We start from the raw sequence: 23,756 nt of genomic DNA on the forward strand, positions 1-23,756 counted from the left end.
AACAAATTATGCAAATTATTTATTGGTTACTGATTGCTGTCATGCTTGTAGGAATTGTTGGTGCAGTGGTTCCAGCGATTCCAGGAACAAGTTTAATTTTAATTGCAATTATTATTTGGGGAATTGTGAGTAGTTCTTTTGCAGCAATTAAAATTCCCTTAATTGTTACGGCAATTGTTTTAATTTTAAGTATCGGAGTTGATTTCCTGGCAGGGTACTTAGGCGCAAAACAAGCAGGTGCTAGTAAGTGGGGACAAATTGGCGCATTTGTTGGTTTGTTGTTGGGATTTTTCGGATTATTACCAGCTTTACCCTTTGGCGGCCCCTTGTTAGGTATTTTATTTGGGCCTTTATTGGGTGCAATTGTTGCCGAATATATTTACCGAAGAGAATTTTGGTTAGCGGTGAAGGCTGGTGTCGGTATTATTGTAGGTACTTTGGTAGGTAACTTAATTCAAGGAGTGTTGGCGATCGCGGCAGTTGCGGTATTCTTGTTGACAACGTGGTCACAAGTATTTGGTGGTTAGATGTCATTTGATAATCTTTGCAAGCTGTTATCAGAAAAATATCCCCAAAACTTTGCAAGTTGGGTTTTAGGAACACCGCAAACAAGTGTGAAAGTTCTCAAAACCGAATTAAGCATTGAACCAATACGCGCTGATTACGTCACCTTCTTACAATTGGAAGGACGTATTCTCCATCTAGAATTTCAAACCAAACTTGAATCAACACCCCCATTACCTCTGCGGATGTTGGATTATTGGGTGAGGTTATATCGTTTGTATCGTCTACCAATCACTCAAGTTGTGGTTTTATTGCTTCCTCCCGCACCAGACACAGTGATTGAAACTGTTTTTTCAGTAGAAAATACACGTCATGAATACAGAGTAATTCGGATGTGGGAGGAAAACTCAGAACTATTTCTCAATGACTCAGCTTTGTTACCATTAGCACCACTCACAGCAACAACTCAGCCACAAGTTTTACTACAACAAGTTGTGCAACAAGTTAATCAACTTGAACCTACACAACGCTCAGAAATATCTGCTTATACTCAAATATTAGCAGGGTTAAAATATAAAAAAGACTTGATTAAACAACTATTCCGGGAGGGAATGATGCGCGAGTCAGTCATTTATCAGGAAATTTTGGCTGAAGGTGAACAGCGAGGCGTACAAATAGGTGAGCAGCGAGGCGAACAGCGTGGTATACAAAGAGAGCGATCGCTTATTCTACGACTACTAAGAAAACAGGTGGGAGAATTACCTCAAGATGTGAGCGATCGCCTGGAAACTTTATCCTTAGAACAATTAGAAAATCTGGGCGAAGCACTGTTAGATTTTACTAGCTTGGCTGATTTGCTTTCGTGGTTAGATACTCATTCCGGGAGGGAATAGTGCGCGAGTCAGTCATTTATCAGGAAATTCTCGCCGAGGGTGAACAACGAGGCGAACAGCGAGGTTTACAAAGAGAGCGATCGCTTATTCTGCGACTATTACAAAAACGGGTGGGAGAATTACCTCAAGATGTGAGCGATCGCCTAGAAACTTCATCTTTGGAGCAATTAGAAAATCTGGGCGAAGCACTTTTAGATTTTACTAGCCTGGCTGATTTATTCTCGTGGTTAGATACCCATTCCGGGAGGGAATAGTGCGCGAGTCAGTGATTTATCAGGAAATTTTGGCTGAGAGTGAACAACCAGAGCGATCGCTCAATACTAGGGGAATTTAATTTAAGGGGTGTTGGCGATTGCATCTTTGGTGGTATTCTTATATACGAAGTTTTCATAAGTATTCTTTTATTTAAAAACTTTAACAGAGAATTTACTTTTACTGTCAATCCGTATGTTTTTAGCCTTCAGCAAAAAAGATAAATTTTAACAAAATGTAAATAAATTAACATCCACTTAAACAAATTTGGTGATTATATATTTTAATATACTGAGTAATTATGTACTTATACCGTAAATACGTAAGCATTTAATGAGTATCTGTAACTTAATATACTCAACTATAGTCTAAAAACACTATGAACGTTATCTCTAAAACAAGTTTTTTTAAACGAGCAATTGCAACATTTGCATCTTTGCCTGTAGCTGCTAGTGTATCGATATGTACTGATAATGCCCAGGCTGCTGTCTTGCAAGGCGAATTTATATTATATCCTGGTTACACTATTGGGTTTGGTAGTAGCAATGCTACCCTAACAAAAAATTTCTTAAGTTTCGCACCTAAACCAATAACACCAGTTAATATTATTGTTCAGACCGGAAATTTTTTAAGATTTAATACAGGTAATATTACGAACAATATTACTTTTGGGACTCTTGTTGGGCATGAAAGCTTATTTCTTGATCTCGGTTCAATTCCTGGCGGTGATGTAATTTCACCTAATACTGATACAAGCTCTTTGACGGATAGAAAAAATACTTTCAATCTCACTAATAGTACTTATCGACTTATTCCAAGTCTTACAAGTACTGTGGTTGAGGTTTCGCTTTCGGGGTTCTTCAAGGGTGATAATTCTGATGAAACAACAAATGGCTTTGGATTGCTAACCTTCGTAATCGGCAATAAAACAATTTTTGATGTTCAACAAGTACTTGCTACAGATGGTAGTATTTCAGACTTAAATTTCACTGGTATCGTTTTTACATCTGTATGTGGAGACTGCGGAACTATTCCAGAACCAGCGACAATATTTGGATTGGGGTTAGTCGCTGGGGTAATGGCTGTATCTCGCTGTGTCAAAAACTCAGCTTAGTAAACTTATCTTTATCGATTAGGTTGAATCTGAATTACGTCTTTAAACTCTTGTAATTTCATACATAATCTCAAAACTATCATTTTGATAATACCTAGAACTCCTTAGAGTATGTCTGAAAATCTATGAGGAGGTAATTAGCATTGTTTACAAAATCTTTTTTCTAAGTAGAAATACAAAGAACATTTAGTTTGAGAGTGAAGAGTTTGTAAAGTCGCATAGATGATGTTGCATACCCCCACATACTTATGTAATTCTACTATTAGGTAACAAATACAGTAATTTTCTGCACATAGCGTACTTTATATATTTACTGTGTAAGGTACGTAGTCTGAAGCTAGTGTTTAACTAACATTCAAGACATAATTTCAGTTTCCTCTACTTTTATTAGGAGCCTATGATGGTCATCTGTAAATCTAACTTTTTTAAAGGAGCAGTTGCAATATTAGCTGCTGCACCCGTAGCTGCTGCTGGTGTATTTACCTCTGCTAGTTCTGCTCAAGCTGCTCAGTTGGTAGGTGAATTCTCTTTTGCCAGTGATCCTACTGTTTCTGCAACGATAAAATCAGACTCTGTTACATTCACAAACCCAAAAACGTTTTCCATCAATACGGGTTTATCCACTGGTAACTTTACTGGTTTCACAAGTGGTACCATAAATAACATTACCAGCTTTAGTGCTGGCACATTTGTTAATCCTTTTCTAACTTTGCTTGGTGGTACCCTTAGTGGTAGTACTTTTATTGGAGAGGCTGCCTCATACAGTGTTAGACAAGCTGCTACAAACTTAGTAGCTATCGATATTACAACTACAGGAAAATTTAAGAATGTTCTTACGAATGAGTTGTCCAACGGTGAAGGGATTTTAACCTTACAAACAGGTGGTAGAGGTCTTACAGCCGCCGCTATTAGTTCCTTACTTGCAGGTGGAGGTTCAGTTACAACGACTTTTTCCGGCTTCTACTTTGGTACTCCAACAGCAACTCCTACCCCTGAACCAGCTACTATGCTAGGACTAGGGTTAGTCGGTGTAGGTGTGGCTATGTCTCGTCGTCGCAAAACTCTTGCTTAAGAATGCCCTAAATTTTAAAAAGTTGCTTTTAAAATAAAAAGCAACTTTTATATAATTCCTTGGTTTAGCTAGATTAATCCTAGTTAAATCAATTTTTTTAGTTTTAATTGGGTAAGTTTCACCTACCAAAATTGGTATTTTTTAATCAGTCTTCCTAAGCTATAACAACCCCATAATTAAAAGACTTGCTAAACTCTTCAAAAGACAGGTCAATGAATCCATCGTTAGTACCACTTATTGTTCTACCATCTACACCCCAAGGATTACGCACTACAAATCTTTTTTCACCATTAGTACTAGTATAAACATTTGTCACTGAGTAAGCGTGGTCGCCTACAATATAGGTTGTACCACTGCCTATTGTGGCTGTAGTTACAGCCTTGCCATTAGCTAGAGCTGCGTCAATAGCAGAAAAACAATTAATGTTTGTTGGATCAGCAGTAGTAAATTTATTTCCAGTAATAAACTGAAGAGGACGAGAAAGCGAATCACCGTTCCCAATAAGGTTATAACCAGCCTTGCCGTCTCTCCATTCACGCCATTGAGCATAAGCTTTTTCAACTAAAGCCACCCAAAGAACATTATTATTTCTTTTAGCAGCTACACTGGTAGCGATACGACGATCAACTGTCACATATTGTGCTTCACCAGGCTCGAAAATTGTAGTTGAGTAAAAACGTACAGTATAAGTATTATCTCCATTATCTGTAATCATATTATTGATAACAGAACTAGACTTGTTGCCAGAATCATCAGATTGACGACCAAAAGTTGCACCTAAAGCTGCTAAAAATGCACAATCACCTAAACCGCCTTGGTCAATATCACCAATTCGCGCTTCGTTAGCAGTGCCAAAAAGAGTACCTTGCACGACAGTATAGGTAAGATTTTTACCATTGAACACAGGTGTCGGTGCAACCGTACCCAAAAACCACTGACCAACTTTAGACTCAAAATTACTAGCACTCATATCTACAGTTGCACTATTAGCAACCTGTGTAGAGAGCCACTTCACAGGGTCTTGCAAAGTAAAAGGAGTGCTAGTACCCAACAATGTTTTGAGGTCTTTTACCTCATTAGCATCAATTGCAGAATTATCTTCTACATTTCTAAAGATACTCAGCATATCCTGACGGCTTAAAAGACCGTCGGTTGCTAAGTTGCGTGTCAATGTAATGAGTTGTTGGTCGAGAATATTTTTGCTAAACCAATCGTCAACAGCAGTATCAGTAGCAGTATTAGTAGCAGCTGTTGTTAGTGTAAATGTCTGTTGGATTGTATTACTAGCAGCACCAGTCTTGTCATAGGCTATGCCTTGGAGACTATAAGTACCATCTGCGAGATTTAAGCTACCTAAAGACAAGCTGTAGTTGAAACTCGCTTTATTTGCATTACTAGAATCAGCAGTAAAGCTAGTAGCATCAGCCACATTCAACCATGTTCCGTCTGCTTTTTGAATACGGAAATCTACTCTGGATAGGTCACTGACACCATTGCTATCTGATACCCAAGCACTATTGACACTGAGGGTATCTGTTGGGTTGAGGCTGGTATTATCGAGCTTAAAATCGAGTGAAGTTGGTGCAAAATTCTCAAATATTTTGAGATTGTAATTAGTAGTGCCAGCTTGTGAATAGACTCTAATGAAATAATTACCACTATCTAGAGTTGTACGAATCGATTCACTGTTGCTTCCTGTTTTGTAAGAACCAGTGATAACCTCACCGCCATCAAATAAACCATTGCTGTTAGCATCTCTAATGATCTGTACATCTGCGTTAGCACTCAAGCCATCAACAGCGATATTCAGATTACCACGAGCATTCAGACTAAAACTATAGAAATCATTGATGTTGGTTGAATCTACCTTATCTGTGAAGGTCTGAATATTAACAGTTGGAGAGATTTTTTTATCTGTAGTTAATGTCAGCCCAGGATTATCAACATTCAAACCTAAGCGTACTGTATTACTAGCAGCACCAGTCTGGTCGTAAGCTATGGCCTGAAGAGTATAAGTACCAGCTGTTAGATTCAAGCTATTGAGAGAGAGACTGTAGCCAAAACTCGCTCTGTTGGAATTGTTAGGGTCGGCGGTAAACGTATTAGCATCAGCTACATCTATCCAACTTCCGTTAGCTCTTTGAATGCGGAAATCCACTCTGGATAGGTCGCTAACACCGTTACTATCTAATACCCAACCACTATTGATAGTGAGGGTATCAGTTGCTTTGAGGCTTGTACTGTTGAGTTTAAAATCTAGAGAGGTTGGAGCAAAGTTTTGAAAGACTTTAAGATTGTAGTTAGTATCGCCAGTGTTAGAATAAACCCTAATGAAATAGTTTCCGGCATCTAGAGTTGGGCGAAGCGATTCACTGCTACTTCCTGTCCTGTAAGAGCCACTGATAACTTCGCCGCTATCAACTAAACCATTGCTGTTAGTGTCCTTAATTAACTGCACATCTGCATTAGCGCTCAAACCATCAACAGCAATATTCAGACTACTCCGAGCGGATAAACTAAAACTATAAAAATCATTAGGGTCAGTTGAGTCTACCCGGTCTGTGAAAGTTTGAAGACTAGAAGATAAGGTGAGTTTTCTAGCAGTAGTTAGTGTGTTACCCGCATTATCAGTCATAGTTATGCCTGGTTATAGTTTTTGAAAAAAAGGATGTCAGCATGAGTTAGCGTAGGGACGCAAAGCATTGCATCCTTACACGTCACCCATTTGAGATGTTGTAAAGACTTTGTGAATTGGAATTTATTTGCTGGTCAAGATAATTTGGTAAAGCACACCTTATAAATTTTTAAAAGTTCAATGCCAACATTAGATAGAGTGCAATCTGTTTAATGTTGCTTTTAAATCTTTATATTTAGCCAGGGTGCATTTACCCAATATAAAATTAGGGTATAAATACCGAATTTAAGAATAAATATCTAATAAAGTAACAATAAATATTTTTAAATAAAGAATAATTAAGTATATAAACAAGTATTTCTTTATACTTAATAATCTAGCCGTTCCTAACATGGGAGAACCTCACACAAATTGTAGATGCCAGCTTGAATAAGCAGCAAAAAAGACTTGAATAACTTATTCAAGTCTTTTTTTACTAATATCCAGCAGAAATATTCAAAATATTTAAGGCATATAATAGCATCAAACCTGGAAAATATAGTCTTTAATGTCTAATTTGCGGGAACTTTCTGCAAAATAAATCAAAAACCTATTTTTTCACAGCTTTGATAACTCTAGAACTTGCACACAACAGCTAAAAACATAATGTGTATAAAGATTTTACTCCCCTCCCCCTGTATTAGTAAGACAGGGGGTGAGGATGGGGTTACAAGAGATTTGTCGGACTCATATTAAACTGATTGTAGATATTGTTTGGCTTCAAGAGCGATCGCTTCTACTTCATCATTCACCAGCGTCTCTAGGATAGACTTAGCCTCTGCACCACCCAAACGTCCCAAAGCTTGGGCAACACGATAACGAATTTGCCAATCGGAACTGGTAGCATACGGAGCTAATAAGGGAACTGCTTGATTATTTCCCAACTCACCAAGAGAACTAATTGCAGCCGTTTGCACTAATTCCACATCTGAAGATAGTGCTTCTTTGAGTAGTTCAAACGATCGCGGATCTCCCATTTCTCCCAAAGCCGCAATAATACTGAATTGCACTAACCATTCTGGGGTGTTGTGATAAAGCTGCTGTAAATCATCAAAAGCAGCTTGTAATTTCAACGCACCTAAACAGTCGGCGGCTGCGGCTTGCACATCAGCTTCTGGATCTGTTAATAAACCGCGCAGTATATCTAACGATAAATCTAAATCCTGAGCGCCTAATGTATCGAACTGACTAACTGCTGAATACCTCACACGGGAATTACTGTCAGTAACAGCCACTTGCACTAACTCAAAAGCGATCGCAGGTTCTAAATCACGGATCTGATTTACCGCACGTAAGCGCTCACCTAAATCTTCAGAACTGAGTGATTCTCTCACCGACTCAGGGTTAATACTCATTTAGCTATCCTAATTTATGAACTTATTGACTGTGCCAATTTTAGATTTTAGATTGCCGATTTTAGATTTTAGATTTTTTGGTTCATACCCCGTTCTTAGTGGAGCCACTCTCATGGAGAGAAGTGGCAGAAAAAATCCCAAATTTGGAGGCTCAATCTAAAATCCAAAATCCAAAATCCAAAATTTTTTGACTAACTGGCTGCCATTGCGCGGATAATATCGCCACGGGTGAGGATGCCAATAACTTGACCTGCATCATCTAGTACTGGTAAGCGGTGAATCTTGCGATCGTGCATTAGTTGGGCCGCTTGTTTCACAGACTCATCAGGCGTAATAGTCACAGGATTTTTACTCATTACTTCGCCCACAGTTTGTCCCAACGCCTTATGCAGGTCGCGGTCATAAGCAGTAGGATTCTGTAAATAGATGACACTATCTAAAAACATGAAATATGCAGGAGGAGTCACACCAGTTTCTTGCCACATTAAATCAGTCTCTGAGATAATGCCCAACAACTTACCGTCATCATCTACAACAGGTAGACCACTAATGCGTCGTTCTGCCAGAACCTTAATAGCTTCTTGTAGTGGCGTTTCTGGCTTGACAACAACAGGGTTGTGACTCATCACATCGGCAACAATTTTAGGCATTGGTTCGCTGATACTCTTTTTCCAAAGTCTCTGCGCTTATTGTAGAAAATTCAGGAACTCTACTGATGTTGGTTAATAGATTGTTACGGTAGTTGACAGTTGACAGTTGCTATTCTCCCTTGTCTTCGTCTACTCCTCGCAATGCAGCAATAATCTCGCTATTAGCTTCAGGAAATGTAAACTGGTCTAGTTCATCTAACGTTACCCAGCGAACTTCATCACATTCCAGAGGTTGGGGAATGCCTTTGAGCCAGCAACAGTGATGTACTGTGAGAGTTACACGCAGATGGGTATAGGTGTGATCAATAGTTATGAGACGTTCGCCTACTTCAATTGATATCCCTAGTTCTTCTTTAATTTCTCGTTGAATACATTCTTCTACACTTTCTCCTGGTTCGATTTTCCCACCTGGGAACTCCCACAAGCCACCCATTGCTCCCCCTGGACGACGGCGGTCGATTAATATTTGCTGCTGGTCGTTCCAAATGACAGCAACGCCGATAATTTTATGGGGTGGAGTAGCGATCGCATTCATATTTTTCTGCTATAAATGACCAATAACAAAACTCGGCAGATTTACTATATATCTACCGAGTTTTTACTTATTAAAAATATAACTTAATACGGTTTACATATGTTGTTCGTAGTAAGGACTTTAGTCTACACAAACTTCACCACTAAAGCGCTTACTACAAACTATTCAGCTTCGTTTTGATGACTTTCACTTCCTTGTAAGACTGTTTCAAAGCTCATTCTCTGTTCAGCGTTACGCAAAAAGTAACCACTAATCATTGCTGAAGCCAACAAGCGTCCTAAATTCTCCCGGCTGGTGGTGATGGTAACACCAAAATGCTCTGGAGGTAAGTTACCCAATAATCCGACAATATTGCGTTCCATTACCTGAAAAACTTCTGGTGATGTGGGTTTAGAAAGTTGGGTAACTGTTTCTGGACTTAATGACTTAACATATTGCCACAACAAATTACTTGTTTCTGCATCGCTATCAAAAAATTCTGAAACTCTATTAAATTGGTTACTCACTTATTCCTCCTGCAATAACACTGCTGGCTGTGATGATAGTGACTTTAAATATATGACTTGAGTATCTGTCTATTATTGAACTTGTTTCACCGTTTGGTGTTCCTGTCACTTAATGTAACAAACTCATTCCTATACTAAAGTGGGCGTAACCGAACCATCATCAGGGGATTTTCTCACCTTTTGGTCATTGGTCATTAGTTATTGGTCATTAGTCCATAGTCTGAAACTCTGTTGACTGTTGACTGTTGACTAACTAGCCAAATACTCATCCATGTTGGCTTTAGACTTGCGGAGTTTGGTGAGGGCTTCTCTTTCGATTTGTCTAACTCGCTCACGGCTGATATTGAGTATTTCGCCGATTCTGGCTAGAGTTAGGGCTTGCCCATCAATTAAGCCAAAGCGCAGTGTAATTACTTCTTTCTGTTGCGGCGTTAGTTGCTGCATCAGCACTTCTAGGTCGTTAGATAGGGAAGATTGCATGACAAATTCTTCGGGAGAAGCGCCTGGATCTTCCAGCATCTCGCCTAGTTCGGTGTCGTAATTGTCTCCTAAGCGTAAATCTAAGGATAGGGGGAGACGGGCTTTTTCTAAGTATTCTCTGACTTGTCTGGGTGTAAGTTCTAGTTCTTGGGCTAATTCTTGGGCTGTTGGCGCACGTCCCAATCTTTGGGAAAGTTGACGTTGGGCTTTTTTAATTTTATTTAGTTTTTCGGTGATATGGATAGGTAAGCGGATGGTACGGGCTTTTTCGGCGATCGCACGGGTAATAGCTTGGCGAATCCACCAATAGGCGTAAGTGGAAAATCTATAGCCTTTGGTTGGGTCAAATTTTTCCACGCCCCGTTGCATCCCAATACTACCTTCTTGGATCAAATCCAATAAATCAACGTTGCGTTTAATGTATTTTTTGGCAACGGAAACGACAAGCCGCAAGTTGGCTTCTACCATTTTGCGTTTCGCAATTTCGCCATCGGCGATCGCTTCATTTAAATGGGCTGAGTCTATATTCGCAGCCTTTGCCCATTCTTCTAAGCTTGGTTCACGCCCCAATTGGGTTGCCAACTCCTCTCGCACTTCCTGCAAGCTGGTGGAACGCTGTACTTGCTTACCATAACGAATTTCTTCTTCATGGCTTAAAAGGGGTACACGTCCAATCTCACGCAGGTAAGTCCGCACGAGGTCTGTGGCTGTTGGAGCGGTCTTCATGGCGCTACTCTTTGGTGATGTTGGTTCTGTTGGTAGGGTCATTAACGGATAGATGCTCTTTGCCTTCAAAGCCCAGTTAGCCTGGGATGTTGTTTGATGATTTAGGAGTTAGACACCCGATTATCTCGGCTGTTATAGGAGTTTAAATAGGTCTTTAATTGCTAGACCTTACAGTGATTCCCTCTTCCGCACAACTATCCTTGGTTAGATAAATGGCGACAAGGTTAACATTTTTGGTCTGATCATTGTATTAATAATTGTAACATTTATGAGAAAAAATGATTCATTTAGAATTTACAAATTTATATGATTTATTTTTAGTAGCTAAAAACACATAAAAATGTAGAAATTTTGCTATTTTACTTATCCTCGTAATTTGCCAAGTTACTGAGATTAAGGTTTATTTATGAGAAAGATTTAGCAATAAAAATTGCTAACAAAAATTTCTATACAGTTTTTAACGACGGGTAGAATGCTCTAATTGTTGCTGTGAGCCTTGTCTAAGTTATGGCAAAAGGTGATTTTGCTGATAGTTTGGCTCACAACAAATATATTTGGTGATCTTTGCCATAGATAATCTCTATTGCCTTATATTTGTTAAAATATCTCAATAAAAACAATAATTATTTTTCTATAATAATTACTTAATTTTCTTTGTAAATACCGCTTAATGCAGATTTCATGATGAGAGATAGGGGAGTGAGGGGAGATGTGGTTCTCTGCGTTCGCGTAGCGTGTCGGAGACAGACGCTCCGTGTAGCTTGCTTCCACGAAGTGGTACGGCTACGCGGTAATCGAGCGGAGTCGAGATTCACCAACCGGGAGTGAGGGGAGATAGGGAAGAATTTTTACTTACCCTATATCCAACTCTGCGGTAAGTGAACCTATATACTTCTCATCCCCCTCATCTCTTAGTTCTTAGCCCCTAAAAATTTGGGCAATATTCTTGGATGATTTTTACATCCAAAGTAGTATTTTGCATCGAACGAATGGCGGCAACAGTGGCTTTAGCTCCAGCGATGGTTGTGATGATGGGGATTTTGTAGGCTAAACCTGTACGGCGAATTAATCGCGCGTCGGTTTGTGCTTCTTCTCCTGATGGGGTGTTAATAATCAGTTGGATTTTTTGGTTCTTGATGGCATCAATAACGTGAGGACGGCCTTCGTGCAGTTTTAGGACTAGCTCGACGTTCAAGCCATGTTCTAATAGAACGCGGCGTGTACCATAGGTAGCCATGACTTTAAAGCCTAAGTCAATAAACTCTTTAACTACAGGTACGGCTGCGGCCTTATCGCGATCGCTCATGGAAACAAACACCGTTCCTGATAGGGGTAGCCGTTCTCCTGCACCTAATTCTGCCTTAGCGAAGGCGCGACCAAAGTCGCTGTCGATTCCCATCACTTCGCCTGTAGAACGCATCTCTGGGCCTAATATTGTATCAGTTCCAGGAAATTTATTAAAGGGTAATACTGCTTCTTTGACGGCAATATGATTAGGGATAACTTCTTGGGTAAAGTTCAACTCTTCCAAGGTTTTACCCGACATAATCAAAGATGCCAACTTCGCCAAGGGTATGCCTGTTGCTTTAGAAACAAAGGGTACTGTGCGAGAGGCGCGGGGGTTGGCTTCCAAAATGTAAACTTGGGGTGAATATGTACTTGCACCAATGACGGCAAACTGAATATTCATTAACCCAACTACAGAAAGCGACTGTGCTAGTTGTACCGTCCAAGAGCGGATTTGATTGAGGACGGCTGGTGGTAGAGAAATTGAGGGTAGAGAACAAGCCGAGTCGCCTGAGTGAATCCCCGCTTGTTCGATGTGTTCCATGATGCCGCCAATCACTACTCGCCCCGTATGGTCGGCGATCGCATCCACATCAACTTCGATAGCATTTTCCAGGAACTTGTCGATTAAAATTGGGTGTTCTGGTTCTACTTGCACAGCAAAGGTCATGTAACGTTCCAACTCTGCATCAGAGTAGACGATTTCCATCGCCCTTCCCCCCAATACATAACTCGGACGCACTACCACCGGGTAGCCGATACGTTTAGCAACAATCAGAGCGTCTTCGTAACTCCTGGCAATTCCGTTTGGTGGTTGAGAAATATTCAACTGTTTAAGGATTTTCTCAAACCGTTCCCGGTCTTCGGCTCTGTCTATGGAGTCGGGGGAAGTTCCCCAAATTCTTGTGGTGAGTGTGTCAGAATCATCTGCTAACTGCTGTTGCAGATATTCCTGTAACGGTAGCGCCAACTTTAAAGGTGTTTGTCCGCCAAATTGGACAATGATTCCGACTGGGTTCTCCGCTTCGATAATGTTGAGAACATCTTCTTTAGTTAATGGTTCAAAGTAGAGGCGATCGCTTGTATCGTAGTCTGTAGAAACTGTCTCTGGGTTGGAGTTGACCATAATTGTTTCGTAGCCAGCACCTTTGAGTGCATAGGCGGCGTGACAACAACAATAGTCAAATTCGATTCCTTGACCGATCCGGTTGGGGCCACCTCCTAAAATCATCACCTTGGGTTTGGTTGTGGGGGTGACTTCGCTTTCTTCTTCGTAGGTGGAATAGTAATAGGGTGTAAAGGCTTCAAACTCAGCCGCGCAGGTATCGACAGTTTTATAAGCTGGGATAACTCCTAGCTGTTTGCGGTAAGTGCGGACTTCATCTTCGGTGGTTTTGGTGGCGTAGGCGATTTGGCGATCGCTAAATCCATCGCGTTTAACTGCATACATTTGCTCTTTTGTCAACTGTTGTAATGGTGTCCGCTTGAGGAACTTTTCCACTTCCAACAATTGCTGCATTTTATCTAGAAACCAAGGGTCAATCCCTGTGAGTTCATAGATTTCCTCCGCACTCATACCTAATTGCAAAGCATGACGTAACGAAAAAATCCGATCTGGGTTTGGTGTGCGTAGTTGGGCGCGAATTTGTTCCCCACTGGGTAATTTTTCGGCTTTATCGCAACCCCAACCAGCACGCCCAGTTTCCAGAGAACGCAACGCTTTTTGGAAAGACTCGTTAAAAGTCCGCCCAATGGCCATTGCTTCCCCTACTGATTTCATTTGTGTGGTTAGCACTGGTTCCGAACCTGGGAATTTCTCAAAGGCGAAGCGGGGAACTTTGGTAACGACGTAATCAATTGTCGGTTCAAAGGAGGCGGGGGTTTTCTTGGTGATGTCGTTTCTAATTTCATCCAAGCTGTAACCTACAGCCAACTTAGCCGCCATTTTGGCTATTGGGAAACCCGTTGCTTTGGAAGCCAAGGCTGAACTGCGGGAAACGCGGGGGTTCATTTCGATGACAACTACATCCCCATTAACTGGATTTACCGCAAACTGGATGTTAGAACCGCCAGTTTCTACACCAATTTCACGGATAATTTTAATCGCCATATCCCGCAGCCGTTGGTATTCTTTATCGGTGAGGGTTTGGGCGGGGGCGACGGTAATTGAGTCGCCGGTGTGGATACCCATCGGGTCAAGGTTTTCGATGGAACAGATAATGACAACGTTATCTGCTAAGTCGCGCATCACCTCTAATTCGTATTCTTTCCAACCCAGGAGGGACTGGTCGATCAGAATTTGCGAAACGGGACTTGCATCTATCCCGACTTGAGCCATTTCCTCAAATTCTTCTTGGTTGTAAGCAATACCGCCACCTGTCCCACCCATAGTAAAAGCTGGGCGAATAATTAAAGGATACGTCCCGATGCGTTGGGCGATCGCTTTGGCTTCTTCTAAAGTTGACGCTGTACCACTGGGGCAAACTTGCACCCCAATTTTATCCATTGCTTCGTTAAAAAGTTTCCGGTCTTCGGCTTTTTCGATCGCGGGTAACTTCGCACCGATCAATTCCACGTTATATTTATCTAGAGCGCCATTTTTCGCCAAAGCCACGGCGATATTTAAGGCTGTTTGTCCGCCCATTGTCGGTAGTAAAGCATCTGGGCGTTCTTTAGCGATAACCTTCTCGACGAACTCCGGTGTTAATGGTTCGATGTAAGTGCGATCGGCTGTTTCCGGGTCGGTCATAATTGTCGCCGGATTTGAGTTAACCAGCACTACTTCGTAACCTTCTTCACGCAATGCTTTACAAGCTTGAGTTCCTGAGTAATCAAATTCACAGGCTTGTCCGATCACAATTGGGCCAGATCCCAATAATAGTATCTTCTGGAGGTCTTGACGGCGGGGCATAGTTGTTGGGTGGGAGTACGAGAATACAAATCCTGATTATTTTAAGGGTCTTTCCCCCTCTTAGTGTTGTTGATTATCAAGTTTTCTAGGTTTGATAACAGCTTCTTGCTGGTACAACATGGAAAAAGTCAAAACGATCATATCTCTATATAGTGCGCTGGTCGCTGATTTTACAGCGTCGGTTTTGTTGTCATCTCCATCGCACTGAGTCATTTATTCAACCTTTGGTAGTATATCAATACTAACCTTTGGGGAGAGACATAAATCTCATAATTGCAGTAAATGATTAAGGTTTTATATTTTTATATTTAAAAACAGTTATCTTTATAGTTGCTTAAAAAGTTTTGTTTTGGCGATGGCGTTCCGCCCAGCGTAGCTGATCGCATATTAAAAAAAATCTCAGAAATTCTTCAGTGACCTCTTTACTATGTAAATCAAGTTCGCTCTTTTTAAATTACATAATAGTTATGTAAACAAATAGAAATAATCTGCAAAAATCTTTCATAATCAACTAAAAATATCAATAGATGAAATTAACCGCCGATAAATCAGCAGAAGTTTAGTCTTGTTAATTTGGTAGGGCGGTAAGGTCAGTCGAAAGTATGATATTGACAGATAAAAATAAAAAGAATAGCAGTAAGTGTAAATACTCACTGCTATTCTTGATTTTATTGAGGATTTAACCTTGTTAAGAATACTACTTATAAATTAATCAGAAATTAATTCTGAGCAGGCTGAACAAATCCCAAGGTTAAACTATCTTTAGCTAAGAAGTGAGCTAAGTGGTAAGCTCTTTCTTCAGTTTTTAACAAAATCTTTTCGTAAAGATAACGTGTACCACGATCTCCCAGGCTCTCAGCCTGAGCGGCTTGGCGGCGAATAACGTTAATAATAGCCTGTTCTGCTGCTAGGTCATTTTCTACCATTTTACGGGAAGAATAGACACCATCAGATTCTTGTTCAAAACAAGTTAATTCCGCCAATTTGCTAAAGCTTGCAGCAGGTACGCCGCCTAAACCGTTCAAGCGTTCACCAATTTCATGAACATGGTCTTGAACTTCGTTGTAGCTGGCATTGAAAAATTCATGCAGTGAGTAAAACTCTGCACCTTCAACCACGAAATGATGTTTTTGGTACTGTAAATAAAGTGCCTGAAAACTAGCTAGTAGAACATTTAGTCCTTCTGTTACCGGAGCAGTTACACTCCGATCTAATAAAACTGGATTGTCGTAGACTTGACCAAAATTTTGTAACAAAGTTTGTGTATCAGTCATTGTTCTCCTCGCTTTTAAGCAGTTATGGTTGTTAACTGCTTAGTTCCTACATATTAGCACTTCAAAAAGTGTAATAAGTCTAGTGAATATCACAAAATTCTAAAATTTTTGTTTCCAAAATGCCAATCTTTAGCTTTTAGTCAAATGAATTTATACTCAATAATTAATGTTTAGTTGTAACTCTTATTGAAAGATTTTCTAAACATCACTAAGCTTAACTAAAACCTCTATGCTTATTAGTAGACAAGAGAGACATAGTTAATTAAGAATGGCAGGAAACAACAAATAAAACAGAAAAATTGTCATTTTCTAGACAACCTACTCTACGGTAAAAAAGTAGGGTTTTCAGGAAAGATTATCAAAAAGTTGGGAGGCTGGGGAAAGATGAGGGAGATGAGGGAGATGAGGGAGATGAGGTGAGTAAAAATTCTTCCCTGTCTCCCCCTACTTCCCCTACTCCCCCATCTCTTCCCAGTCCGCAGTTTTCAACTCAACGTAAAATTTGCTCAATCATCCGGTTGGCTTGTGAAGCGTAGCCACCGCCAAATAAATTGAAGTGATTGAGGATGTGGTACAGGTTATAGAGGGTTTTTCGGCGTTCGTAACCTGCATCTAAAGGAAATTCTTGATTGTAACCTTTGTAAAAAGCTGCGGGGAAACCACCAAAAAGTTCTGTCATGGCGATATCAACTTCGCGATCGCCAAAATAAGTTGCTGGATCAAATATCACTGGTTCCCCCGCTACTGTACACCCAGCATTACCTCCCCACAAATCCCCATGTACCAAGGAAGGCTGTACTTCGTGATCTGCTAAAATTTCTGGAAGTGCGGCTAGTAACTCATCTTGTTTCGGAAAACTCCCACCGCGTCGCCTGGCTAAATGAAATTGATAACCAAGGCGATGTTTGGCGTAAAATTGTATCCAATCTGCTGTCCAAGTATTGATTTGTGGCGTAGAACCAATAGTATTATTCATGTCCCAACCGTAACCCTGCTGGTTGGTGGCTTTGTGCATCATTGCCAACTTCCGCCCCATCTCTTCCCAAGATGTGCTGTTACCGCCTCCCATCTCTAGCCATTCCAAAACGATATAACCAGAATTACCAGCAACACCCCAACAAATCGGTTTTGGCACACGGATACTATTTGTTGCCAGCATTTGCTCTAACCCCAGTGCTTCCGCCTCAAACATCGCAACTTGGCTGGCTTGGTTAAGTTTGACAAAGTACGTCAGCGTCCTATCAGATACAGCATACCCTTGATTAATACACCCACCACTAACCGATCGCCTCTGCTGACTCTGGAACTTTTCGCCAATCACACGGCTAATATGAACATCTATTTCTGTCCACATAATCTTTTGGAGAGTAGGGAGTGGGGAATGTAAGGTGGTTTCATACAACAAGAGAAAAAACTAGATCGAGTACGTTAAGCTTGGATAATAGTACGGAGTTCAAAAAAAAACGAGCGCTAGTCAAGTCGCTGCGCTCCAATTAAAAATTATAATCCCCATAAATAAATTTGGGTGCTTGTATCCTTTTTTTCTTCGGTCATCAAGAAGTTGTTGAACATTGGGCAGTGCATCGCCATCTGCTTATACTCGAAAGTGTAGAATATCAGCTACGGTACTGAGTTCTAACTTTAAAATGATAAGCAGCAGTTTTGCCTGTTACAGCAAATAGGTTTTTTGCTGTAACAGGCGTATGCTTACTGCAAATCTGCTCGTCTAGAAGGTGATGCTGCCAGGGTAATGGCAAACTTACTCCCACGTTTAAAGCCTGCAATAGTTGCATTATATTGCAAGGACTGGTTCGCTGGTAAGTAAGATGGCCCCCCGCAAGCTACGTTTAAATCCGTACCATTCTCAACTTTTAAATTAGAGCAGCCATAAATGACCGTTTTATTTCCTTTATCATCGATTTGGCTGATCTCAAGACTTTTAACAACCCCAGTTACACCCGCAGGCAATTTTATAATAGCGCTTCCAACCCTTAGAGCTTGTGGTAACTTCATCGCGTTAGCAGTGAAACTACATCCATTGACATTGTTAACTATCACAGTTGGGGGTATAACATCGATTTCTTTAGGATCTTTTGGGTCTGGTATTATTTTTACATCACCTACGACGGTACAACCTGACTTAATAGGCGCACTCAGTGAATCTGCAAATGCCATTCCAGGAAAGAAAGTTGCACAAATTACAAGTAAAACAGCAATAACACCAAAAATCTTCTGGGAATATTTGAATCGACTCATGATCTTTTCTCCTTAAGTAGATGTTGAAGAACCTCTGTCTAAAGGTAGATTCAGTAATTTCCTCATCAATTACGCAAATTTATTTTAAAAATTGAATTTTTTGTAGGTAAAGTATCTGTACAGTGACTTTTATGTGTCGCTGTACCAAACTAATGTCATTGAGGGTGTAAAGCTTTTAGTCTCCAGCTTTAAGCCCAGAAGTAGTGACGGAGCTTCCAAGCTATATCAACACAAACAGCTGCAAGCCCAAAGTGCGTAAGGCTTAACTCGATGACAACTAATTTGTTTCAACCTTATCTAATTTGTCAGTGTACAGATGGTTTCAACACAACTACCCCATAAGCTTCTGGGCAGAGGTACTGGTTGGCTGCTAAAAGTAAATCGTTAGCTTCTTGGGCTTGGATGTGGGCTGGGTAGTTGAATGCTGGTTCTAAATCTCCTATTAATGTTTGGTAGAAACCATATAAGCCAGCGCGATCGCTTGGTGTTTCGTTACCAAAAATATACCTATTGGTGACACGTTTGCGGACACGGGCAATTTCTTTGTCTGTGACTAACTCTGTTTGTAGTTTGCGGATGTGTTGAGCGATCGCCACTTCTACTGCCTGTATATCTTTTACCGCACATTTGGCAGAAATATAAAAAGTGCCTTGCAGGCGGTTACTCATATTACTTACAGAAATCGAAGTTACCAGTCCTCGTTCTTCCCGCAAATCTTGGACTAACCTTGATGTTCTTCCATGACCCAAAACACCTGCGAGAACATCTAAGGCGTAAGTTTGTTCGAGATAATTTAACCCAGGTACTCGCCAAACCATCACCAGCCTTGCTTGCTGGAGACTTTCATCAACAAATTCCCGACGCACTATTTCTGTAAATCCCGTTTCGAGGGTTGGGGAGTGGGGAGTGGGGAGTGGGGAGTGGGGGATTTTGTCAAACCCTTCGGCAATAACCTCGATTAATTCTTCTTCCGGTAAATTACCTACAGCTACGGCCGTGATTGATTGCGGTTGATACCAACTAGCATGGAAATCTCGCATCTGTTTGGCGGTGAGTTGGGAGATTACCGATTCCGGCCCCAATACCGGACGACGATAGGGTAACTCGGCAAAAGCCATTTCCATCGCCCGGCGGAAGGTACGGCGGCGGGGATTATCTTCAGAACGGCGAATTTCTTCTAAAACCACTAAGCGTTCCCGCTCAAAAGCCTCATCAGGAATACTGGCATTTAAAACTACATCTATTTGTAATGGCGCTAACTTAGCAAAATCTTGAGGCGCAGTATTTATATAGTAGTGAGTATAGTCTTGGCTTGTAGCAGCATTAGTCACAGCCCCCCGTTCTTCAATATGACGTTCAAACTCACCACTGGCTAATCGCTCAGTTCCTTTAAAAATCATGTGTTCTAGAAAATGAGCCATACCGTTGATAGCATCAGATTCTACAGATGAACCAACATTCAGCCATAAACTGAGATTTACTGCTTCAACTGGCATTTGTTCCACTACGATAGTCAAGCCGTTGGAGAGTTTATATAGCTTTGGGGCATTAAGCCGGGGAAATTTCCGCAGGGTTGAGGTCATGGTTGAGTGGTGAGTGAAGTTATCCGTTACTTTATTTTATCTGCGACTGGATTGGCGATTGGGCATTTTGTCATTCGCATAGGAAAAACAACTAACTACTAACACAAGGAGCGCAGTAAAATTATGAGTAGTAATATTAATTTTTGTAAAGCTAATCTTAATGTCTAATATTGTTGCTGAAAAAGGAAAACCGCGTGTAGTTGTTGTTGGTGCGGGGATTGGGGGATTGACGGCTGGGGCATTATTAGCTCATCGTGGTTACAGCGTCTTAATCTTAGACCAAGCCCTTGTACCTGGGGGTTGTGCTTCCACATTTAAACGGCAGGGATTTACTTTTGATGTGGGTGCGACTCAGGTTGCAGGCTTGGAACCTGGGGGTATTCATCACCGCATATTTTCGGAACTGGAAATAGATTTACCAGAAGCAACGCCTTGTGACCCAGCTTGTGCAGTATTTCTACCTGGGGAAAATACACCCATTAATGTCTGGCGCGACCCGCAAAAGTGGCAAGAAGAACGCCAAAGGCAGTTTCCGGGAAGTGAAGGGTTTTGGCAATTGATGGCGACCTTATTTGATGCTAGTTGGGAGTTTCAAGGACGCGACCCAGTTTTACCGCCGCGTAATTTGTGGGATTTGTGGCAATTAACCCAAGCAGTCAGACCTAGTACCTTAATTACTGTACCCTTCACATTGCTAACGGTGGGAGATGCTTTAAGGTTATGTGGTGTGGGTAATGACCAAAGATTGAGAAAGTTTTTAGATTTGCAACTCAAGCTATATTCTCAAGTCAATGCTGAGGAAACGGCATTACTTTACGCTGCCACGGCATTGAGTGTATCGCAACAACCGCAGGGATTGTATCATCTCCAAGGTAGTATGCAGGTATTAAGCGATCGCCTAGTCGAGTCCTTAGAAACAGACGGCGGTAAACTATTGATGCGCCATACTGTTGAACAAATTAAGGTAGAAAATGGCAAAGCCTCGGCGGTGGTAATTAGAAATCAGAAAACAGGCGAAGTTTGGACAGAAGAGGCTGACCATGTAGTCGCTAACGTCACTGTACAGAACTTAGTGCAACTATTAGGAGAAAATGCCCCAACTGGTTACAAACGGCGTGTGGATAAACTACCCCAAGCATCAGGAGCGTTTGTCGTATATTTAGGTGTAGATACAAGCGCCATTCCCCCAGAATGCCCACCCCATCTACAATTTATGTATGATGCTAACGGCCCCATTGGCGAGAACAACTCTTTATTTGTCTCTGTGAGTCATGCAGGTGATGGACGTGCGCCAGAAGGAAAAGCCACAATTATTGCCTCATCCTTTGTAGACCCCGAACAGTGGTGGAGTACCGACGATTACCCAGCATTGAAGCAGAAGTATACCGAAGAAGCGATCGCCAAACTAGCCCAATACTTCTATCTCAAACCAGAAACCATAGTTTATCAAGAAGCTGCTACACCACGTAGCTTCGCCCATTACACAGCCCGCGATCGGGGTATAGTAGGCGGTATCGGTCAAAGAATCCCCACATTCGGCCCCTTCGGTTTTGCTAACCGCACACCCATTAACCATCTATGGTTAGTAGGTGACTCCACCCATCCAGGCGAAGGTACAGCCGGCGTAAGTTACTCAGCACTAACTGTAGTTAGGCAAATTGACAGTTGACAATTGACAGTTAACTGTTAGCTAATGACCAATGACCAATGACCAATGACTAATGACCAATGACTAATGACTAATGACCAATGACTAATGACCAATGACCAATGACTATTGACTATTGACCAATGACTATTGACTAATATCTAATTGTGTAAACATCTACGCTAGGCTGGATAGATGAATTACGAGACAGCTCACAAACTCCTGGTAGGCCAGACAATAGCAAGTGAGGAAAACCCAGATGCCTTGTTGATGCGGATGAAATATGGAAAACCGCCCGTACCTGGTCAAATCACCTCAATTTTATTAGCCTTAAAAGTAGTATTTGAGGCTGTGAAAGATTCCCCCAGTCTAGACAGGGAACTAGTTTATGCGCTTTATCAGTTAACGGTGAAAGCGCAACAATTATTTGTGGCAGGACGTAGAGCTGGTGTAGACTGGCCGCCACTACTGAAAGAGGACTTACTACGAATTGCTTTAGCCAGTGAAAGTATTTTTTCTGGTGTTTGGCAAACCCTACCCCCTGGAAATTTTTAGGCGTGAGGAAATCAATTCATTTTTGCCAGTCCTTAAACAATTGAATCAGGGTCTACACCCATAGCACGCAACCTTTGCGCCAGTAATTCGGCGCGTTGTTGTGCTTGCTTGGCTTGTTCTTCAGGGGTTAAAAGTCGTTCTCCTTGTTCGTTATACCAATACAACCACTCGCGGTTAATTCCTTGGTATGTTCCCCGTTCCATACCAATTCCTAAGCCAACTTCGGCTAACCAAATCGGGTTTCCTTGTAAGGGTTGATACTCGCCATTGATTAATTTGTAAGCTTCTAAACGAGGTTTGCGGCGGCGGATGGGGTGATAAATAACGTAATACAAAACACCTAAGTTAGCGTACTTTGCTTTCTTGGTTGTATATTCACCACGGTAGTTTTGCGATACAACCTCTAAAACTAATGTGGGTAATTTCTCTTCTTCCCACAGCACATAACTAGGGCGTAAATACTCATCATAAAATCGCTCAACACCCAAACTCAAAAATCCATCTGGGACTATGGCGGGTTCATCTGGGTCGTAGTAAATACCCATATCCACGCCAAAAAACCAGTCCATGCGGTCTGGCCAAGCCATTGCTAATGTAGCTTTGAGTAAACCGGGAATTAAATCTTGTAATTCATTATCCACTGGCGTATCGTCAGAGTCGGGCAGCTCCTCAGATGAGGGTAAACAAGCACGGCGGTTGTACTCAAATACCATTGCCGAATGCCTAAATTGGTATAGTAAGCCTTACTATTATATATTTTTGACACTTGCAGTATTTGGGAAAGTCTACGACACGCTCCGCGTTCGCGTAAGCGTCTCGTAGAGAACGTAGAGAAGGCGCAGAGAAGAACGCAAAAGTGTTTTATAAATAAATAAAAATTGTTGTAATGAATGTTTAATACTCGCGCGAGAGTGTTTAATACTCGTGGACGAGTCTTTAATACTTGGCGACGAGTCTTTTTGACTCGCGGATGAGTTTTTAATACTCGTGAATGAGTCTTTGATACTCGCGCGAGAATGTTTCATACTCGCGCGAGAGTCTTTGATATTCGCGGATGAGTGTTTAATACTCGCACGAGAGTCTTTGATATTCGCAGATGAGTGTTTAATACTCGCACGAGAGTCTTTGATATTCGCAGATGAGTGTTTAATACTCGTGAGTGAGTCTCAGAACTTCATTAATGAGTTTTATAGCAATTCATGTGAGAGAATCAGGATCTATGCCGAGCGATCGCAGCCGTTCCGCTAGTAACTGTATTTAGGAAGACATCTCAGCAGAAGAAATTCAACAAATTTTAAATAATTTTGAGCAGCAACATCAATAATGAAGGGTGTACAAAGATACTTAGTATCTTGGGAAAGTCTATTTCTACCTCAGCATAAAGCCAATTCTAGATATTTTTTATATTTCAATAGTTATCAATAATGGATAAACCAGGCTTTTTGTTACGGTAATACTGCTAATAACAATAAGTTATGTAT

The 23,756-nt window shown here is 41.2% G+C and carries 19 protein-coding genes; 7 read left to right on the forward strand and 12 right to left on the reverse strand.

The window, feature by feature from the left end; all coding sequences use genetic code 11:
- The first annotated feature begins 8 nt into the window (after positions 1–8).
- The 5 genes from NSMS1_RS16845 to NSMS1_RS16865 all read left to right on the forward strand — a co-directional run bounded on the left by NSMS1_RS16845 (position 9) and on the right by NSMS1_RS16865 (position 3,835).
- Complete coding sequence (locus tag NSMS1_RS16845; protein WP_224085775.1) at positions 9–527, forward strand: DUF456 domain-containing protein; 519 nt, start codon at positions 9–11, stop codon at positions 525–527.
- Positions 528–1,397, forward strand: a complete 870-nt coding sequence (locus NSMS1_RS16850; protein ID WP_224085777.1) for an Rpn family recombination-promoting nuclease/putative transposase — start codon at positions 528–530, stop codon at positions 1,395–1,397.
- Positions 1,397–1,651, forward strand: coding sequence for a DUF4351 domain-containing protein (locus NSMS1_RS16855; protein ID WP_224085779.1), 255 nt, complete (start codon positions 1,397–1,399; stop codon positions 1,649–1,651). The genes NSMS1_RS16850 and NSMS1_RS16855 overlap by 1 nt, the downstream gene beginning before the upstream one ends.
- A gap of 377 nt (positions 1,652–2,028) precedes the next feature.
- Complete coding sequence (locus tag NSMS1_RS16860) at positions 2,029–2,763, forward strand: PEP-CTERM sorting domain-containing protein (RefSeq protein WP_224085781.1); 735 nt, start codon at positions 2,029–2,031, stop codon at positions 2,761–2,763.
- A gap of 397 nt (positions 2,764–3,160) precedes the next feature.
- The gene (locus NSMS1_RS16865; protein WP_224085783.1) at positions 3,161–3,835 is read left to right on the forward strand and encodes a PEP-CTERM sorting domain-containing protein; all 675 of its coding nucleotides are present in this window, start codon (positions 3,161–3,163) and stop codon (positions 3,833–3,835) included.
- A gap of 154 nt (positions 3,836–3,989) precedes the next feature.
- Here the strand turns inward: NSMS1_RS16865 and NSMS1_RS16870 are convergent, their stop codons facing one another.
- The 11 genes from NSMS1_RS16870 to NSMS1_RS16920 all read right to left on the reverse strand — a co-directional run bounded on the left by NSMS1_RS16870 (position 3,990) and on the right by NSMS1_RS16920 (position 20,072).
- Entirely contained in the window at positions 3,990–6,470 is a 2,481-nt protein-coding gene (locus NSMS1_RS16870) for a pre-peptidase C-terminal domain-containing protein (protein WP_224085784.1), read from the reverse strand.
- Positions 6,471–7,201: 731 nt separating this feature from the next.
- Positions 7,202–7,864: a phycobilisome degradation protein NblB gene (gene nblB, locus NSMS1_RS16875; RefSeq protein WP_224085785.1), complete on the reverse strand. Its 663-nt coding sequence runs from the start codon at positions 7,862–7,864 to the stop codon at positions 7,202–7,204.
- A 191-nt stretch (positions 7,865–8,055) separates the two neighbouring features.
- Positions 8,056–8,514, reverse strand: a complete 459-nt coding sequence (locus NSMS1_RS16880; protein WP_224085786.1) for a CBS domain-containing protein — start codon at positions 8,512–8,514, stop codon at positions 8,056–8,058.
- A 109-nt stretch (positions 8,515–8,623) separates the two neighbouring features.
- A complete protein-coding gene (mutT, locus tag NSMS1_RS16885; RefSeq protein ID WP_224085787.1) occupies positions 8,624–9,049 on the reverse strand; it encodes an 8-oxo-dGTP diphosphatase MutT in 426 nt (141 codons plus the stop codon).
- Positions 9,050–9,210: 161 nt separating this feature from the next.
- Complete coding sequence (locus NSMS1_RS16890; protein WP_224085789.1) at positions 9,211–9,555, reverse strand: DUF760 domain-containing protein; 345 nt, start codon at positions 9,553–9,555, stop codon at positions 9,211–9,213.
- A gap of 249 nt (positions 9,556–9,804) precedes the next feature.
- Positions 9,805–10,761 carry an RNA polymerase sigma factor, RpoD/SigA family gene (locus tag NSMS1_RS16895; protein WP_224085791.1) on the reverse strand — a complete coding sequence of 319 codons (957 nt, stop codon included), beginning with the start codon at positions 10,759–10,761 and terminating at the stop codon, positions 9,805–9,807.
- A gap of 925 nt (positions 10,762–11,686) precedes the next feature.
- Positions 11,687–14,959 carry a carbamoyl-phosphate synthase large subunit gene (gene carB / locus NSMS1_RS16900; protein ID WP_224085794.1) on the reverse strand — a complete coding sequence of 1,091 codons (3,273 nt, stop codon included), beginning with the start codon at positions 14,957–14,959 and terminating at the stop codon, positions 11,687–11,689.
- A 719-nt stretch (positions 14,960–15,678) separates the two neighbouring features.
- Positions 15,679–16,233: a Dps family protein gene (locus NSMS1_RS16905; protein WP_224085796.1), complete on the reverse strand. Its 555-nt coding sequence runs from the start codon at positions 16,231–16,233 to the stop codon at positions 15,679–15,681.
- Between the two features lie 490 nt (positions 16,234–16,723).
- Positions 16,724–17,587, reverse strand: coding sequence for a fructosamine kinase family protein (locus NSMS1_RS16910; protein ID WP_224085799.1), 864 nt, complete (start codon positions 17,585–17,587; stop codon positions 16,724–16,726).
- A 353-nt stretch (positions 17,588–17,940) separates the two neighbouring features.
- Positions 17,941–18,489: a hypothetical protein gene (locus tag NSMS1_RS16915; RefSeq protein WP_224085801.1), complete on the reverse strand. Its 549-nt coding sequence runs from the start codon at positions 18,487–18,489 to the stop codon at positions 17,941–17,943.
- A 305-nt stretch (positions 18,490–18,794) separates the two neighbouring features.
- Entirely contained in the window at positions 18,795–20,072 is a 1,278-nt protein-coding gene (locus NSMS1_RS16920) for a M16 family metallopeptidase (protein ID WP_224085803.1), read from the reverse strand.
- A 160-nt stretch (positions 20,073–20,232) separates the two neighbouring features.
- On the opposite strand from NSMS1_RS16920, the gene crtD reads away from it, so the two are divergent.
- Both crtD and NSMS1_RS16930 read left to right on the forward strand, forming a co-directional pair.
- Complete coding sequence (gene crtD, locus NSMS1_RS16925) at positions 20,233–21,741, forward strand: C-3',4' desaturase CrtD (RefSeq protein WP_224085805.1); 1,509 nt, start codon at positions 20,233–20,235, stop codon at positions 21,739–21,741.
- A gap of 174 nt (positions 21,742–21,915) precedes the next feature.
- On the forward strand, positions 21,916–22,275 hold the full coding sequence (locus NSMS1_RS16930; protein ID WP_224085807.1) for a Dethiobiotin synthetase: 360 nt from the start codon (positions 21,916–21,918) through the stop codon (positions 22,273–22,275).
- Positions 22,276–22,307: 32 nt separating this feature from the next.
- Here the strand turns inward: NSMS1_RS16930 and NSMS1_RS16935 are convergent, their stop codons facing one another.
- Positions 22,308–22,988, reverse strand: coding sequence for a Uma2 family endonuclease (locus NSMS1_RS16935; RefSeq protein ID WP_224085808.1), 681 nt, complete (start codon positions 22,986–22,988; stop codon positions 22,308–22,310).
- Positions 22,989–23,756 lie beyond the last annotated feature (768 nt).

The sequence above is a fragment of the Nostoc sp. MS1 genome (assembly GCF_019976755.1).
GTDB lineage: Bacteria > Cyanobacteriota > Cyanobacteriia > Cyanobacteriales > Nostocaceae > Trichormus.

What these genes read in the sequence shown, in the direction of transcription:
- carB (WP_224085794.1), bottom strand. Translation starts at nt 14,959, where the DNA reads ATGCCCCGCCGTCAAGACCTCCAGAAGATACTATTATTGGGATCTGGC.
- NSMS1_RS16845 (WP_224085775.1), top strand. Translation starts at nt 9, where the DNA reads ATGCAAATTATTTATTGGTTACTGATTGCTGTCATGCTTGTAGGAATT.
- NSMS1_RS16910 (WP_224085799.1), bottom strand. Translation starts at nt 17,587, where the DNA reads ATGTGGACAGAAATAGATGTTCATATTAGCCGTGTGATTGGCGAAAAG.
- NSMS1_RS16935 (WP_224085808.1), bottom strand. Translation starts at nt 22,988, where the DNA reads ATGGTATTTGAGTACAACCGCCGTGCTTGTTTACCCTCATCTGAGGAG.
- NSMS1_RS16895 (WP_224085791.1), bottom strand. Translation starts at nt 10,761, where the DNA reads ATGAAGACCGCTCCAACAGCCACAGACCTCGTGCGGACTTACCTGCGT.
- NSMS1_RS16850 (WP_224085777.1), top strand. Translation starts at nt 528, where the DNA reads ATGTCATTTGATAATCTTTGCAAGCTGTTATCAGAAAAATATCCCCAA.
- nblB (WP_224085785.1), bottom strand. Translation starts at nt 7,864, where the DNA reads ATGAGTATTAACCCTGAGTCGGTGAGAGAATCACTCAGTTCTGAAGAT.
- NSMS1_RS16915 (WP_224085801.1), bottom strand. Translation starts at nt 18,489, where the DNA reads ATGAGTCGATTCAAATATTCCCAGAAGATTTTTGGTGTTATTGCTGTT.
- NSMS1_RS16905 (WP_224085796.1), bottom strand. Translation starts at nt 16,233, where the DNA reads ATGACTGATACACAAACTTTGTTACAAAATTTTGGTCAAGTCTACGAC.
- NSMS1_RS16865 (WP_224085783.1), top strand. Translation starts at nt 3,161, where the DNA reads ATGATGGTCATCTGTAAATCTAACTTTTTTAAAGGAGCAGTTGCAATA.
- NSMS1_RS16930 (WP_224085807.1), top strand. Translation starts at nt 21,916, where the DNA reads ATGAATTACGAGACAGCTCACAAACTCCTGGTAGGCCAGACAATAGCA.
- NSMS1_RS16860 (WP_224085781.1), top strand. Translation starts at nt 2,029, where the DNA reads ATGAACGTTATCTCTAAAACAAGTTTTTTTAAACGAGCAATTGCAACA.
- mutT (WP_224085787.1), bottom strand. Translation starts at nt 9,049, where the DNA reads ATGAATGCGATCGCTACTCCACCCCATAAAATTATCGGCGTTGCTGTC.
- NSMS1_RS16870 (WP_224085784.1), bottom strand. Translation starts at nt 6,470, where the DNA reads ATGACTGATAATGCGGGTAACACACTAACTACTGCTAGAAAACTCACC.
- NSMS1_RS16880 (WP_224085786.1), bottom strand. Translation starts at nt 8,514, where the DNA reads ATGCCTAAAATTGTTGCCGATGTGATGAGTCACAACCCTGTTGTTGTC.
- NSMS1_RS16920 (WP_224085803.1), bottom strand. Translation starts at nt 20,072, where the DNA reads ATGACCTCAACCCTGCGGAAATTTCCCCGGCTTAATGCCCCAAAGCTA.
- crtD (WP_224085805.1), top strand. Translation starts at nt 20,233, where the DNA reads ATGTCTAATATTGTTGCTGAAAAAGGAAAACCGCGTGTAGTTGTTGTT.